General features: G+C 61.6%; 11 protein-coding genes and 1 pseudogene. 8 read left to right on the top strand and 4 right to left on the bottom strand.

Features of this window, described 5'->3' with window-relative positions; translation table 11 throughout:
* Both ACYP01_RS15195 and ACYP01_RS15190 read right to left on the bottom strand, forming a co-directional pair.
* Positions 1-650 (bottom strand): aldehyde dehydrogenase family protein (locus ACYP01_RS15195; protein WP_459680879.1); only part of this gene is annotated, 650 nt, incomplete at its 3' end.
* A gap of 93 nt (positions 651-743) precedes the next feature.
* Positions 744-1634 (bottom strand): LysR family transcriptional regulator, encoded by an 891-nt coding sequence (locus ACYP01_RS15190; RefSeq protein ID WP_003943104.1) that lies wholly within the window; start codon positions 1632-1634, stop codon positions 744-746.
* A gap of 124 nt (positions 1635-1758) precedes the next feature.
* On the opposite strand from ACYP01_RS15190, the gene ACYP01_RS15185 reads away from it, so the two are divergent.
* From ACYP01_RS15185 to ACYP01_RS15170, 4 genes and pseudogenes are all read left to right on the top strand, one after another.
* Complete coding sequence (locus ACYP01_RS15185) at positions 1759-3126, top strand: NAD(P)/FAD-dependent oxidoreductase (protein WP_003942969.1); 1368 nt, start codon at positions 1759-1761, stop codon at positions 3124-3126.
* Between the two features lie 49 nt (positions 3127-3175).
* A complete protein-coding gene (locus ACYP01_RS15180) occupies positions 3176-3928 on the top strand; it encodes an IclR family transcriptional regulator (protein WP_003943227.1) in 753 nt (250 codons plus the stop codon).
* A gap of 98 nt (positions 3929-4026) precedes the next feature.
* Positions 4027-5217: a 4-hydroxybenzoate 3-monooxygenase gene (locus ACYP01_RS15175; RefSeq protein WP_459680875.1), complete on the top strand. Its 1191-nt coding sequence runs from the start codon at positions 4027-4029 to the stop codon at positions 5215-5217.
* Positions 5218-5539: 322 nt separating this feature from the next.
* A pseudogene (locus tag ACYP01_RS15170) lies at positions 5540-6407 on the top strand (TIGR03619 family F420-dependent LLM class oxidoreductase).
* 43 nt (positions 6408-6450) lie between these two features.
* Here ACYP01_RS15170 and ACYP01_RS15165 read toward each other — a convergent pair.
* Together ACYP01_RS15165 and ACYP01_RS15160 are read right to left on the bottom strand one after the other, a co-directional pair.
* On the bottom strand, positions 6451-7773 hold the full coding sequence (locus tag ACYP01_RS15165) for a ClC family H(+)/Cl(-) exchange transporter (RefSeq protein ID WP_283568800.1): 1323 nt from the start codon (positions 7771-7773) through the stop codon (positions 6451-6453).
* 114 nt (positions 7774-7887) lie between these two features.
* Positions 7888-8508 (bottom strand): LysE/ArgO family amino acid transporter, encoded by a 621-nt coding sequence (locus ACYP01_RS15160; protein WP_042451547.1) that lies wholly within the window; start codon positions 8506-8508, stop codon positions 7888-7890.
* A gap of 75 nt (positions 8509-8583) precedes the next feature.
* Here ACYP01_RS15160 and ACYP01_RS15155 point away from each other — a divergent pair, with 75 nt between their 5' ends.
* The 4 genes from ACYP01_RS15155 (at position 8584) to ACYP01_RS15140 (ending at position 14461) form a co-directional block, all read left to right on the top strand.
* Entirely contained in the window at positions 8584-9477 is an 894-nt protein-coding gene (locus ACYP01_RS15155) for a LysR family transcriptional regulator ArgP (RefSeq protein ID WP_116057735.1), read from the top strand.
* Between the two features lie 148 nt (positions 9478-9625).
* Entirely contained in the window at positions 9626-11098 is a 1473-nt protein-coding gene (locus ACYP01_RS15150; RefSeq protein WP_459680871.1) for a class I adenylate-forming enzyme family protein, read from the top strand.
* Positions 11099-11183: 85 nt separating this feature from the next.
* Entirely contained in the window at positions 11184-13031 is a 1848-nt protein-coding gene (locus ACYP01_RS15145) for a DUF3556 domain-containing protein (protein WP_064075024.1), read from the top strand.
* On the top strand, positions 13028-14461 hold the full coding sequence (locus ACYP01_RS15140; protein WP_459680868.1) for a phytoene desaturase family protein: 1434 nt from the start codon (positions 13028-13030) through the stop codon (positions 14459-14461). Before ACYP01_RS15145 ends, ACYP01_RS15140 begins: the two co-directional genes overlap by 4 nt.
* The last annotated feature ends 10 nt before the right edge of the window (positions 14462-14471 follow it).

Raw genomic sequence — 14471 nt, 5'->3', positions numbered from 1 at the left:
GCCTCACCGGCGTCAGCGCCACCCGGCAGCATGCCGAACACTCCGGCAGGCAGACCGGCTTCTTCGAAGATGCGGGCAAGAACCACACCGCCACAGATCGCCGTGCGCGGATCAGGCTTGAGGATCACCGAATTGCCCAGTGCCAGTGCGGGAGCGACTGCACGGATCGACAGAATGATCGGGAAGTTGAACGGTGCGATGACGCCGACGGTGCCGACGGGGACGCGACGAGAGAAGCTCAGCCGCGGTTGCTCCGAGCGCAGCACCTCGCCGACGGGGTGTGCGGCCAAAGCTGCTGCGTTGTAGCACTCTTCGGCAGCGGTGTGGGTTTCCAGTCCGGCTTTGGCGGGAATGCTGCCGGCCTCGCGGATTACCCATTCGCCGATTTCGTCGGCGTACTGCTCGAACAGTTGACCGGCGCGGCGTAGAACGGCGGCTCGTTCGGTGTGCGGCCTTGCTGCCCAATCCTTCTGAGCGGCACTAGCTTTTGTTGCAGCGGCTGCCACGTCGTCTGGTGTTGCCATGCCGACCGTCGTCAACTGCTTGCCGGTGGCCGGTTCGACGACAATACGATCGTCGGCGCTACCGCGAACCCATTCGCCGTCGAAGATCTTCGATTCCCACACAGGTTCGCTCAGCAAACGCGTCATGGCCGCTCCTCGGTAAAGGGATGCAACCGCGCGCCGCATCACATGGTTGTGCACCACGTTGCTCCGTGAGGGGAGTCGATCGCCATCGCACTTTCACTCAGTGAAAGACGGATTCATGGCGTCCTTGAGCGCTTGGATCAGATCGGCGAACTCGGTCGAGTGGGTGGCGCCGCTGCGGGTCACTCCCGAGACGGGAATTCGCAAGCGGCCGTGCGATTCTCGCATGAAGCTGATGCCGGCGCGTGGAGATTCGCCTGCGGTGATCGAATACAGGAGGGTCCAGGCGCGCGGGTTGGTGATCACGTCCAGCGTGGCTGTGTGATCGCTCGGAATTGCAGGGCCCAGTTGGACGCGTCGATCGATCTCGCGGAACGCGTCCTCGACCACCTTGTGAATGAGTACCTGGCTTTGGCGCGGCGGCAGGAGCAGGGGGTATGCGGCCAGATCATTGAGGTCGACGCTTTGTTGGCCGGCCAGGGGGTGCCGGCTCGACATGACGACCAGCAGATCTTCGACGCCGAGGTCCAAGGGTTCGAGTCCGGGGCGGTCGACGCCGCCGCGAATCAGCGCGATGTCGGCGTCACCGGAGGCCACGGCGTCCATGCGGTGGGCAAAACTCTTGATGACGAACTCGACGTCCAGGTCCGGATGAAGTTCGCGCACGTGTGCGATGGCGTCCAGCGTCTGAGCGGCGAAGCTCATGTTTCCGGTGATCCGGATCCGGGCTCGTGGGTCGCGTGCGACGGAGTAGGCCATCGTTTCGAGGCTGAGGACTTGCTGCGCGATGGGCACGAGTCGCGATCCTGCCGGGGCAAGGCGAACGGCTCGGGTCGAGCGTTCGAAGAGTGTCGCGCCAAGCTCCTTCTCCAGTCGGGCGACTTGATGGCTGATCGCCGACTGCGAGATGAAGCAGCGCTCGGCAGCGCGACTGAAGCTCAGTTCCTCGCTCACGACGAGGAAGTACTTGAGTTGGCGGAAGTCCATGAGGACAGCTTACTTATGAGCAATCGAGATAACAGTCTTGCGAATACTCCAGCTAGCTGGACCCGACCCATGATCAGTCCATACCGTAATAGTCATACTTTCAATTTGGTTGAGGAGATTTGTTGTGGATAGAACAGCTGCGGGTCGCGCTGACATCGACGCGACTGGACACGAGCAGACTCAGGTAGTCATCGTCGGTTCGGGATTCGGAGCCCTCGCCGCGGCCAAGACCCTCGCGAAGTCCAAGACGCCGTTCGTCCTCATCTCCGCCACCACCGAGCACCTCTTCCAGCCGCTGCTCTACCAGGTGGCGACGGGTGTTCTGTCGGCCGGCGAAGTTGCTCCGCCCATCCGCACGATCCTGCAGAAGTACCCCAACGCCGACGTGCGTCTCGGTCGCGTCGTCGAGGTCAACGCCGAAGAGAACACCGTCGTCTACGAGGCTTCGGGCACCCGCCACACTCTCGGATACCGCTCGCTCATCGCAGCCACCGGTGCCACCCAGGCGTACTTCGGTCATGACGAGTTCGAAAAGGTCACCTACAAGCTCAAGACCGTCGAGGATGCCGAGGTCCTGCGTAAGCAGATCCTGCGTTGCTTCGAAGAGGCTCACACCACCAACGACGCGCTGGTTCGCCGCAACCTGCTCAGCTTCGTTGTCGTCGGTGCAGGCGCGACCGGCGTCGAGCTCGCCGGACAGATCAAGGAACTGGCGCGTCGCTACTTCGCCAAGTCCATCAACAACATCAGCGCCGACGAGGTCACGGTCACCATGGTCGAGGGCGCGGGCGTTGCGCTTCCGGCCTTCGGCGGCAAGCTCAGTGAGTACACACAGGCCTCGCTCGAGAAGTCGGGTGTCGAGGTTGTTCTCAACACCATGGTCACCGCCATCGACGAGCACGGTGTCACCGTCTCTTCGGCAAAGACCAAGGAAGAGAAGCGCATCGACGCCGAGACCGTCATCTGGTCGGCCGGTGTTCGCGCCAACGACTTCGCAGCAGTGCTCGGCGAGGCGACCGGTTGTGAGAGTGACCGTGCAGGTCGTCTGCTCATCAATCCGGACTTGACCGTCGGCGGGTTTGCCAACGTCTTTGCCATCGGCGACATGACTTCGCTGAACGGTCTGCCTGGTCAGTCGCCCGTTGCAATGCAGGGTGGACGTCACGCAGCGAAGACTGTGAACGGAAAGGTCAAGGCCGGAACGCCTTTCAAATACTTCGACAAGGGCAGCATGTCGATCATCAGCCGATTCAGCGCTGTGTGTCGCGTCCGCAAGGTCGAGTTCAAGGGCACGATCGCCTGGTTCATGTGGCTGGCCGTGCACGTGATGTATCTGGTGGGCTTCCGCAACCGGTATGTCGCTGTGATGTCGTGGTTCGGTTCGTTCATCGGTCACCGTCGTCCGCACTTCCACTACGCGCAGGAGCCGATGAAGATCGAGGCCACGCCGCCGGTGACCGAACGCGAACCGGAATTGGCGCACTCCGCGTAGCTCCGCACCGCCTGAACACGTTTCGCCTGATGTCAGTCACACTGTGTGAATGGCATCAGGCGAGCGTTCGTTGATCGGCCGGGCATTTATCGTGCTCGGTGCCTTCGACGCGAAATCGCCGCGGTTGACGCAGTCGGAGATCAGTCGTCGCAGCGGTTTGCCTCTGCCCACCGTCCATAGACTGTGTGGGCAGTTGGTGGCTGAGGGCGCACTCGAGCGTCGGAGTGACGGCAAGTACCAGGTCGGAGTCCGGTTGTGGGAGATCGGCGCTCTCGCTCCCGGCGCTCACGGCCTACGGCAGGTGGCGTTGCCGTTCCTCGAAGACCTGTACGAGGTCACCCGAGAGAACGTGCAGTTGGTCGTTCGTGAGGGCACCGAGGCTCTGTACCTCGAGCGCTTGTCCTCGCGTAGCGCCGTCACCGTGGTCGGCCGTGCCGGCGGAAGATTGCCGTTGCACGCGTCCAGCGGTGGATTGATTCTCCTCGCGCACGGCGGAACCGAGCTTCTCGACGACGTCCTTCGCGCCGGCCTCGAGTCGTTCACTCCCAAAACCATTACTTCCGAGCGGATTTTGCGAGCAACTCTCGACGAGATCAGGCGCGCCGGATTCGTGGTCTGTCGCGAGTATCTGAACGTCGGAACCCTTGCCGTCGCCGCTCCTGTCCGCGAAGCCGGGGGCAGTGTCGTGGCAGCGGTCTCGACAGTTGTTCCGGTGGAGCAGGATCCGGCTCCTTTACTGCCGGCGTTGGTCGCGGCCGCGCGTGGAATATCACGCGGGCTTGGTAGCGGTGGGTTTCGATAGCTCGTTTCGGTCTTTCACTGAGTGAAATTGCAGCTGTTCAGAGGAGTGATCGTGGTCGAGGGTGGTCTCAATCGTCACTCACCTCAGGAGCTCTCTGTATGTCTTCTTCACGCACCCAGGTCGGAATCGTCGGTGGTGGTCCCGCCGGGTTGATGCTCTCGCATCTGTTGCATCTGAAGGGAATCGATTCGGTTGTCCTGGAATGCCGCACCCGCGAAGAGGTAGAAGGCACCATTCGTGCCGGCGTGCTCGAACAGAACACGGTTGATCTCATGGTCGAGACCGGACTCGGTGATCGACTGAAGCGAGAGGGCCTCGAACATCACGGAATCGAGTTGCGATTCGGTGGACGAGGGCACCGAATCGCGTTCGACGAACTGACCGACGGGCGAGCAGTCACGGTGTATCCGCAACACGAGGTGCTCAAGGATCTGATCGCGCGGCGTCTCGCTGACGGCGGGGACATTCGATTCGGAGTGTCCGACGCGCAAGTACACGATCACGAATCGGATCGCCCGAGTATCACTTTTGTCGACTCGGACGGAAATGATCAGAAGCTCGAGTGCGCCCTGGTGGCCGGTTGCGACGGTTCACGCACCGGAACGCGAAAGCTGATTCCCGAACCGTCGATCCGAACGGATCATTTCCGCCAGTATCCCTTCGCGTGGTTCGGCATCCTGGCCGAGGCGCCGCCGTCGTCCGAAGAACTGATCTATGCCAACCATGAGCGCGGGTTTGCGCTGATCAGCACACGGACGCCCGAGGTACAGCGTCATTACCTTCAGGTCGATCCGGACGACTCCGTGGACAACTGGTCCGACGATCGAATCTGGGACGAGCTGCACATGCGCGTCGACGGTGAGGGGGCGGAGATCAAGGACGGCAAGATCTTTCAGAAGTCGATCCTCCAGTTCCGCAGCTTCGTGTGTGAGCCGATGCAGCACGGCAACCTGTTTCTTGCAGGGGATGCGGCGCACACCGTGCCGCCGACAGGCGCGAAGGGAATGAATCTCGCGATCGCCGACGTCCACGCCCTGGCAAAGGCAATGGACAGTTTCTTCACCTCGTCCGACCGAAAGATGCTGGACGGGTACACCGAAACGGTGTTGCCGCGTGTGTGGCGGACGCAGCACTTCTCGTGGTGGATGTCGTCGATGCTCCATCGCTTGCCAGACGACAGCGGTTTCGGGCATCGCCGACAGTTGGCCGAGTTGGACATGGTCACGCGTTCCGTGGCGGGACGAACGCTGATCGCCGAGAACTACGTCGGAACTCCCTTGCATCAGTAGGCCGATTCGCAGGTTGCACGGTGCGAAATCAGGGGGAGTGGGGTGCCAGGTGTCACCAGGACCCCGAAGTTCTTGGTATGTGTCCGCCTGGCGGGAAGCCGCCGAGCCGAAGTAGCGGGAGCTTTGTAACCTCGAACACGTCCTTGTCCAACCGAGGGTGGCTGATGCTTCGACCGCACTGCGGGGGAGTTGTCGTATGACTGAGCGTTGCAAGAAGTGACTGTTCAGGATCCACTGTCTCCCAAGCCGATCGGTGCGAACCGACTTCGAGCTCATCGAGGCACTTCAGTCGCTCCGGTCAACTGAACAGAGGGATCTTCCGATGAAGTTCAGCCTCGCCGTGGCGATGATTCCCCTCTCAACTCGTTGCACTTGCGAAAGTGGCCGAAGAATGCGGCTTTTCTTCGATCACGATGCCCGACTCACTGTTCTTTCCCGAGCGGGGCGCTACCGGGTATCCGTATACCGCTGACGGTGTGCGGATGTGGGACGCGAAGACACCATTTGTAGACCCCATGATTGCCGCGGCCTTCATGGGACCCGGAACGTCGAAGATTCGCTTTTATCCGCAGGTGCTCGAGCTCAGCTCACGCAATCCTCTGCTGCTGGCAAGCCAGGTGGGGTCGGTCGCGAATCTGACAGGAGGCCGCTTCGGTCTCGGGGTCGGTGTGGGCTGGGCGCCAGAGGAATTCGAGTGGTGCGGCGCTTCCCCCAAGGATCGAGGCCCGCGAGTCGACGAGATGCTCGAGGTACTGCGACTGGTTCTAGGCGGCGGTATGGTCGAACATCACGGCAAGTTCTTCGACTTCGACAGGCTGCAGATGAGCCCGGCGCCGATCGATCCCGTCCCCATCTACATCGGAGGACATTCCGCGGCCGCATTGCGCCGTGCAGCGCGAGTGGGTGACGGTTGGACCTCGGCTACAGTCTCTTTCGCTGATCTGCAAGCTCTCATCGCGAGGATCGGCGTCCTGCGGGTCGAGTACGGGCGCGCCGAGTCCCCGTTCGAAATTCAGGCCGTCTGCGCCGATCGCTTCGGTCTCGACGGCTCCCTGGAACTGGCCGATAGCGGAGTGACGGAATCGATCGTCATTCCTTGGGCCATGTACGGCCTCGGGTTCGACTGCGACCTGGAAGCGAAGAAAGATGCGGTACGCAGGTTCTCCGAGGAAGTCATCTGCAAATTCTGAATTCACGTAGCGCACCCGTGCTGCAATGACCCGTGTGCGGGGATCAATCCGTATGCGGGCGTTGCGGCTCCAACATCCGTTCGCGCAGACTGTCGTAGATAGGTGCCGACCCTGCCGACGTGGTGACGAATACCGCTGCCGCAGTGGCAGCGAGCATCGGGACCAGCGTCGACGTCACCGCGGTCATTTCGACCACGATCACGATGCCGGTGAACGGTGCGCGTACTACGGCGCCGAAGAAGGCCGCCATACCGACGGTGGCCATGGTGACCGTGAGCCCGGCGTCCACTCCGGGCACGAAGCTCGACAGTCCGGTGAAGATCGACCCCCAGAGCGCGCCGAGAGCGAGTAAGGGAGCGAACAGTCCGCCGGGAGTTCCAGCGGCATACGAGAGCGGGCCGGTGAAGAACCGAACCACCAAGTACAGCAGCAGGATCGGCAGTACGAAGGTCCTTCCGCCGACGATGATCTGTGCAAGAACGTCGCCGCCCCCACTGGCCAACGGGTCGAGGAACAGCGTCAGGCCGATGACGGCGCCGATCGTTGCGCCGATGACAGTCGGTGGGATCTTGTCGAGCCGTGCCACGATGTCGAGTAGTCCTAGAATCAGGCGGTTGTACGCAATACCCAGTAGCCCCGTGAGGATTCCGAAGACGACGAACAGTGGCAAGAATGCGAGTTGCGGTGTCGGGACGGTGCCGACCTCGAAATCGGGTTGATCACCGATGACGATCCGTGCACAGCCCACCGCCACTGAAACACCGAAAAGCGTTGGCAGCACGGTGCGCAGCCGGAACGAGTGCGTCACCTCCTCGCAGACGAACAGTGCCCCCGCGATCGGCGCGTTGAATGCGACAGCGAGACCTGCTCCGGCCGCGGATGTTTGCAGCATGGCGACGTCGGGTTCGGTGAGGCGGGCTCGCCGTCCCGCTTCTGCTCCGATCGCCGCACCCATGTGTACGGTGGGGCCTTCACGGCCGAGAACCAGACCGGAGCCGATCGCCAAGAGGCCGCCGATGAATCTGGCGGGCACGAGATTGATTCCCGGCGGTTTCGCTTCACCGCGGGACACCGCCTCGACGTGCTGGATGCCGCTTCCCTTTGCGAGGGGCACTCGTCTGACGATCAGTACGGCAAGTACGGTGCACAGGGCCACCAGGAGGACCGGCACGAGCCACCCGACGTACGGAACGTGATGCGCCCAGTTCACGATCGCCTGACGAAGTTCGTCGGCCCTGATCAGACACCAACGGAACGCGCCGCCGACAAATCCGACCCCGACGCCGGCGACCGCAGCGAGTAGACACAGCAAACCCAGTCCGCGGTTGGAGTCACGCGGTTCGGTGCCGCCATCGTCCTCGGTCATCGTGATCAGCCCTACCTGATGGTCACAACTCGCGACAGGTGAATTGAGCTTCCTCACCTTGGACGGTAACCCATCGCGCTACCCGCAGGGTCGGATCGAGGTTGTGCAGCCTGGTCACAATTCGACAAGCAGGCTGATTCCGAGAACCGCCATCATCACGGCGATCAGAGCATCGAGAACCCGCCAGGCGTTGGGTTTCGCAAAAAGCGGCGTCAGCAGACGTGCGCCGTAACCGAGGGCGCCGAACCAGACCACACTTGCCGTGATGGCACCGGCGGCAAACCACCAACGTCCGATCTCGCCGCGACCATTGGCGATAGAACCCATGAGCACGACGGTGTCGAGGTACACGTGTGGATTGAGCCAGGTGAGAGCCAATGCCATCGTGACGGCGGCAAGCCTCGACCCGTTGCCATGTCGATCCGGCGCCAACGTCTGGGGGTGAAGTGCCCGCTTGGCGGCGAAGAGCGCATAGCTGAGGAGGAAAACGGCGCCGGCGATACGAACGAACGTGATCATCGACGGTGCGTGTTCGAGGAGGGTCCCGATTCCGCTGACGCCCGCGAGGATGAGAATTGCGTCTGACAACGCGCACACTGCGACGATCGGGAGTACGTGTGATCGCGTCAGGCCTTGACGAAGAACAAACGCATTCTGGGCGCCGATTGCGACGATCAAAGACAGTCCGACCCCGAAACCGACGAGGGCCGACGCAGGGTCGTTGGTGCTGAGCATGTCGTCGAGCCTGCCGCTCGGATTTCAGTCAGTCCAGCTAATGATTCTTAGGATGCATCAGAGTAGCTTCAGATTATGTTGGATTTCGAGCAACTGAGGGCATTGCACGCCGCGGTCGACGAGGGAACCTTCGAGGCGGCGGCGCGGAAGTTACACATCACGCCTTCGGCGGTCAGCCAACGAATCAAAGGTCTCGAGACCTCGGTTGGCCGGATCCTGGTGCAGCGCACCAAACCCATCCGGGTCACCGATTCGGGGAGAGAAGTCCTGCGTCTTGCCCGTCAGATAGACGCACTGTCGCGTGACACCGTGCGAGAACTCGGCCTTGAAAATGGTTCAGGGATGTTTGCACGCGTCTCGATCGCGGTCAATGCCGATTCGCTGTCCACCTGGGTTCTCGGGGCCCTCGCGGAGTTCACGCAAGAAGTCAGTTTCGATTTTCATCTCGACGATCAAGACCACACCACTGAACTACTGCGCGACGGTTCGGTCATGGCTGCCGTCACCTCTGTTGCGTCACCGATTCAAGGGTGTACCTCCAGCCGTTTGGGCATCATGCGGTATCGGCCGATGGCGAGTGCGGAGTTCTGCCGTCGTTGGTTCGCAGACGGTGTCACGGCCGAATCCCTTTCGGAGGCGCCGCTGGTTGTGTTCAATCGCAAGGATCTACTGCAGGATCGCTACCTCGATCAAAAGGTCGGCCACCCCGCCGATCCGCCCCGTCATCTTGTTCCTTCATCGGCAGACTTCGCGGACGCCGTCAGGCGGGGATACGGCTGGGGATTGATACCGGACCTGCAGCGCGGCGACGACGATCGCTCCGGCGTGCTGATCGGATTCGATCCGGACTTCGTGGACGACGTTCCGCTGTACTGGCAGCAGTGGAAACTGTCGTCACCTGTCTTGCGCCGGATCTCCGAGGTGGTGACCAGACGCGCCCACGAGGTGTTGCATCAGCCGTCTAGCTGATGTGCACCGCACGTGCGGTGTTGTGCTCGGGCGGTGTTGTGCTCAGGGAACAAAGAACCTGGACAAGTTGATCCCCTGGGACCGTTTCTTCGGCCGCAGGACGCCGATAGTGTTTTGAGTCACACACGAATGAAAGGTGCTGACTCTCGTGGCGAACATCGGATATCTGGCTTGGGATCTTGCAGAGAAGTACGGGCAGAAGCCGTGCTTGCGGGACGACCACGTCGAACTCACGTATGAAGAGTTCGCAGATCGCACGGAAGCTGTTGCCGCGCAATTGGCTGGACTCGGAATCGGCCTCGGTGACGTGGTGGCGATCATGCTGCCCAATCGCGTCGAGTTGCTGATCGCGATCATGGCTGCCTGGCGCATCGGTGCTGCCGCTACACCCATCAATCCGATGTTCACCGCGAACGAAGCGGACTACCAGATCGCGGACTCCGGGGCCGAGTTGGTCATCACCGCCACTGCCGACGCACCCTCGGGCGGCCGCGCAGTGTTGGCCGTCGAGGATCTGGCGACAGTGCCGCCGACCGATCCCCGACCCGGAATCGATGTTGCAGCAGACGATCTGGCGTTGCTCATCTACACCAGCGGCTCCACCGGACGGCCCAAGGGAGTGATGCTGACTCATGCCAACCTGCAGTTCATGGCTTCGTCGATGGGCAAGAACATCGGTGTTACCGGCGCGGATCACTGCCTGCTGATTCTGCCGCTGTTCCATGTCAACGCGATCTGCGTCAGCGTCTTGACGCCCTTACTTGTCGGCGGACAGGTGAGTGTCACCGGGAAGTTCTCGGTTTCGAGATTCTTCGACGACGTCGCGCGGCTTCGCCCCACGTATTTCTCGGCGGTGCCGGCAATCTACGCGATGCTGACCTCACAGCCGGAAGACCCTTCGATCGACACGTCGTCCTTGAGGTTTGCCGTGTGCGGTGCGGCGCCGATCAGCAAGGAACTCCTCGAACGCGCTGAGCAGCGTTTCGGTTTCGTGATCGTGGAGGGTTACGGACTCACCGAGGGGACCTGTGCGTCGGCCTGCAATCCTGTGGACGGCGTGCGCAAACTCGGTACGGTCGGCCCGGCGTTGCCCGGCCAGCAGATTTCCATTCTTGCCGAGGACGGAACCTTTGCGCCCGCCGGGACTGCCGGAGAGGTGGTCATCAAGGGTGGCAACGTGATGCGTGGCTATCTGGGTAAGCCGGAGGAAACTGCGAAGACCGTCAAGGATGGTTGGTTGCATACCGGTGACGTCGGAGTCCTCGACGAGGACGGCTACCTGACCCTGGTCGATCGCATCAAGGACATGATCATCCGTGGGGGAGAGAACATCTACCCCAAGGAGATCGAAAACTCGCTCGCTACACACCCTTCCGTGCTCGAGGCAGCCGTCATCGGCGCTCCGCACCAGGTCTACGGAGAGGTGCCAGTTGCCTATGTTGTCGCCTACCCCGATGCGCCCGTCACCGAAGACGAACTGCTCGAACATGTCACGGCCTTGCTCACCCGAGTAAAGGTGCCAGTGGCGATCTACGTCGTCGATGCGCTTCCCCGAAACCCGGTGGGCAAGATCGACAAACCTGGAATGAGACGAGCTCTCAGCGCAACTCCCGCTCGCTAGTCACTTCCCCGTAGTACCAGCACAACTCGACGACGTCCGTCGAGTCGATCCGTCATGCCCACATTCCGTATTTCAGGAGCACATCATGGGATTCAAAGAAGGAAACTTCCCTCCCGTCGATCCGGCAACGTTCATGGACAAGCCGTTTCTCGAGCGTCTGCGTGACATGTCCACGCACTGGGTGGATTACGGCTTCGGTACGCCGAAGATGGTCCACACCGTCTACATCATGAAACTGTTGTTCCTTTACCTGGCAGCTGGAACAGCCGTTGCCACTTTGACTTCCGGCCTCTCGTGGTTCGACATCGGATCGTGGTGGAACCAGCCGATCGTCTACCAGAAACTCATCATCTGGACGATGATGCTCGAGATGCTGGGCTTGGCAGGATCCTGGGGGCCGCTCGCCGGCCACTTCAAGCCGATGACCGGTGGAGTTCTCTACTGGCTCCGCCCCGGCACCATTCGTCTGCCACCGTGGCCGGGCAAAGTGCCGCTCACCTCGGGTGACACCCGCACGGTGTTCGACGTCTTCATCTATGCCGCCGCAGTCGCCAATCTCCTTGTTGCCGCTGTTCTCCCCGGTGTTCACACCACAGGAATCGATTCGGCAATCGCTGACAATGCCGGACTGGTGCGTCCGACGGTCTTGTACTCCTTCCTGGTACTCATGGTGATTCTCGGGTTGCGGGACAAGGTGCCCTTCATCGCTGCCCGTAGTGAGCAGTACCTGCCGGCGATCTTCTTCTTCACATTCCTGCCGTTCGTCGACATGATCCTGGCGCTCAAACTGCTGATCGTCATGGTGTGGATCGGTGCCGGTGTCTCGAAGTTCGGTCGCCATTTCTCGCTGGTGGTTCCTCCGATGCTCAGCAATACCCCGTGGATCCCGTCGAAGAAGATCAAGCGCGCCCACTACCGGAATTTCCCGGAGGATCTGCGGCCTTCACACCTGGGCGGCGGCGTCGCACACGTGGCCGGAACGATGGTCGAAATCGTCACCCCGTTGATACTGCTGTTCTCGACGAACAAGACCCTCACGATCCTCGCCGTGATCCTCATGGTCGGATTCCATCTGTTCATCGCGTCGACCTTCCCGCTTGCCGTCCCACTCGAATGGAATCTTCTGTTCGCCTACGCCTCGGTCTTCCTGTTCCTGGGATTCCCGGCATGGGACGGCTACGGACTCGGCGCCATGTCCTCACCGTGGATTACCGCGGGAATTGTTGCAGCCCTTGCCTTCTTCCCCATTCTCGGAAACCTTCGACCCGATCTGGTGTCCTTCCTGCCGTCGATGCGTCAGTACGCCGGCAACTGGGCATCCGCGACGTGGGCATTCGCGCCGGGCGCTGAAGCCAAGATCGACCAGTTCATCAAGCGTCCGTCGCCGGATACGCGCAATCAGTTGATGACGATGTACCCCGAAGATGTGTCCGATGTCGTTCTGCATCAGCTGTTGGGCTGGCGTTCCATGCACAGCCAGGGGCGTGCGCTGTTCTCTCTGATGATCAGGCACCTCGGCGACGACATCAACACGTACTCACTGCGGGAAGCAGAGTTCATGTGCAACTCCATCGTCGCCTTCAACTTCGGTGACGGGCACCTGCACGACGCGAAGTTGATCGCAGCCATTCAGCGTCGCTGCAATTTCGCACCCGGTGAGTTCCTGGTGACCTGGATCGAATCGCAGCCCATCCACAAGGGAACGCAGGAGTACCAGGTGATCGATGCCGCTCTCGGTGTCATCGAACGAGGTACTTTCAAGGTCGCCGACGCAGTCGCCGAACAGCCGTGGTTGCCGAACGGGCCCATTCCGTTCGACGTTCAGTGGACACTGGACGTACGGGCCGACCGCGCGGCAACGGATCCGCAGGTTGTCTCCGAACCGAAGATGCGTACGAGGGTCAGCGGTAGCGAGCAAGAGGTGAGTAAGTGACAAAGGCCGTAGTCGTCGGCAGCGGGCCCAATGGGCTCGCTGCCGCGGTACACCTCGCACGTAGCGGTGTGGACGTGCAGGTGCTCGAGGCTGCCGACCAGATCGGCGGAGGCACCCGCTCCGGTCCGATCGACGTGCCGGGGTTGATCCATGATCACTGCTCGGCGTTTCACCCGATGGGTATCGGCTCGCCGTACCTGTCCAAGCTGGACCTCGAGCGATACGGGCTGATCTGGAGATGGGCAGAGGTGGACTGCGCGCATCCGCTCGACAACGGGGACGCCGGGGTTCTGTACCGCTCGCTGGAGCAGACGGCTGCGGGACTCGGCGCGGACGGACCTCGATGGCAACGCATGTTCGGTGACTTGTCGACTGGGTTCGATGCATTGGCGTCCGATCTGATGCGCCCGATCGTCAATGTCCCGCGGCATCCGCTGCGGCTCGCAGCTTTCGGTCCGCGAGCGCTGCTTCCGGCAACGGTGACCACCAAACTGTGGAAGACGGACAAGGGGAAGGCGCTGTTCGGCGGGGTTGCCGCACACGCCTTCTATCCACTCAACCGTCCGGCCACCTCGGCGGTGGGATTGATGATCACTGCTGCTGGTCACCGCTACGGTTGGCCGGTTGCCGAGGGAGGTTCGCGGTCGATCACCGACGCGATGGCTGCGATGCTCCTCGATCACGGCGGCAAGATCGATACCGGCGTTCGGGTTCGTACGGCCTCCGAGATTCCGGACGCCGATGTTGTTCTGCTGGATGTCAATCCGGGGGGTGCGCTCGAAATTCTGGGCGATCGACTCCCTGGTCGAGTGGCGAGGGCCTATCGAAAGTTCAAGCAGGCTCCCGGAGCATTCAAGGTCGATTTTGCGATCGAAGGTCATGTGCCGTGGACCAATCCGGACTGTGCTCGGGCCGGAACTGTCCATCTGGCAGGTGGTTTCGACGAAATCGTGGCCGCTGAGCGTGAGACGAATTCAGGCCGTATGCCGGACCGGCCGTTCGTGCTGCTAGGTCAGCAATACCTGGCTGATCCCACCCGATCTGCCGGGAACATTCATCCGCTGTATGCCTATGCGCACGTGCCTCACGGTTACGCCGGCGACGCTACGGAGGCGATCATCCGTCAGATCGAGAGGTTTGCGCCAGGATTCCGGGATCAGATCGTCGCGACATCGAGCAGTGGTACAGCTGACCTGGCACAAGACAATCCGAATCAGGTAGGCGGCGACATCATCGGAGGTGCCAACACCGAACTGCAGGTTGTCTTGCGTCCGCGCGTCGCAGTCGATCCGTACAGCACGGGGATCGCGGGCACTTACCTGTGCTCGGCCTCGACCCCGCCGGGTGCCGGAGCACATGGAATGTGCGGGTACAACGCAGCCGAATCGGCTCTGAAGTACCTGCGACGAAAGGGTGCGGAAGTTCTGTGAGTAGTCCATC

This window comes from Rhodococcus sp. no. 34, assembly GCF_054589475.1.
This window is presented reverse-complemented; position numbering and strand designations above follow the sequence as displayed.

What these genes read in the sequence shown, in the direction of transcription:
- ACYP01_RS15190 (WP_003943104.1), bottom strand. Translation starts at nt 1,634, where the DNA reads ATGGACTTCCGCCAACTCAAGTACTTCCTCGTCGTGAGCGAGGAACTG.
- ACYP01_RS15180 (WP_003943227.1), top strand. Translation starts at nt 3,176, where the DNA reads ATGGCATCAGGCGAGCGTTCGTTGATCGGCCGGGCATTTATCGTGCTC.
- ACYP01_RS15175 (WP_459680875.1), top strand. Translation starts at nt 4,027, where the DNA reads ATGTCTTCTTCACGCACCCAGGTCGGAATCGTCGGTGGTGGTCCCGCC.
- ACYP01_RS15165 (WP_283568800.1), bottom strand. Translation starts at nt 7,773, where the DNA reads ATGACCGAGGACGATGGCGGCACCGAACCGCGTGACTCCAACCGCGGA.
- ACYP01_RS15160 (WP_042451547.1), bottom strand. Translation starts at nt 8,508, where the DNA reads ATGCTCAGCACCAACGACCCTGCGTCGGCCCTCGTCGGTTTCGGGGTC.
- ACYP01_RS15155 (WP_116057735.1), top strand. Translation starts at nt 8,584, where the DNA reads ATGTTGGATTTCGAGCAACTGAGGGCATTGCACGCCGCGGTCGACGAG.
- ACYP01_RS15145 (WP_064075024.1), top strand. Translation starts at nt 11,184, where the DNA reads ATGGGATTCAAAGAAGGAAACTTCCCTCCCGTCGATCCGGCAACGTTC.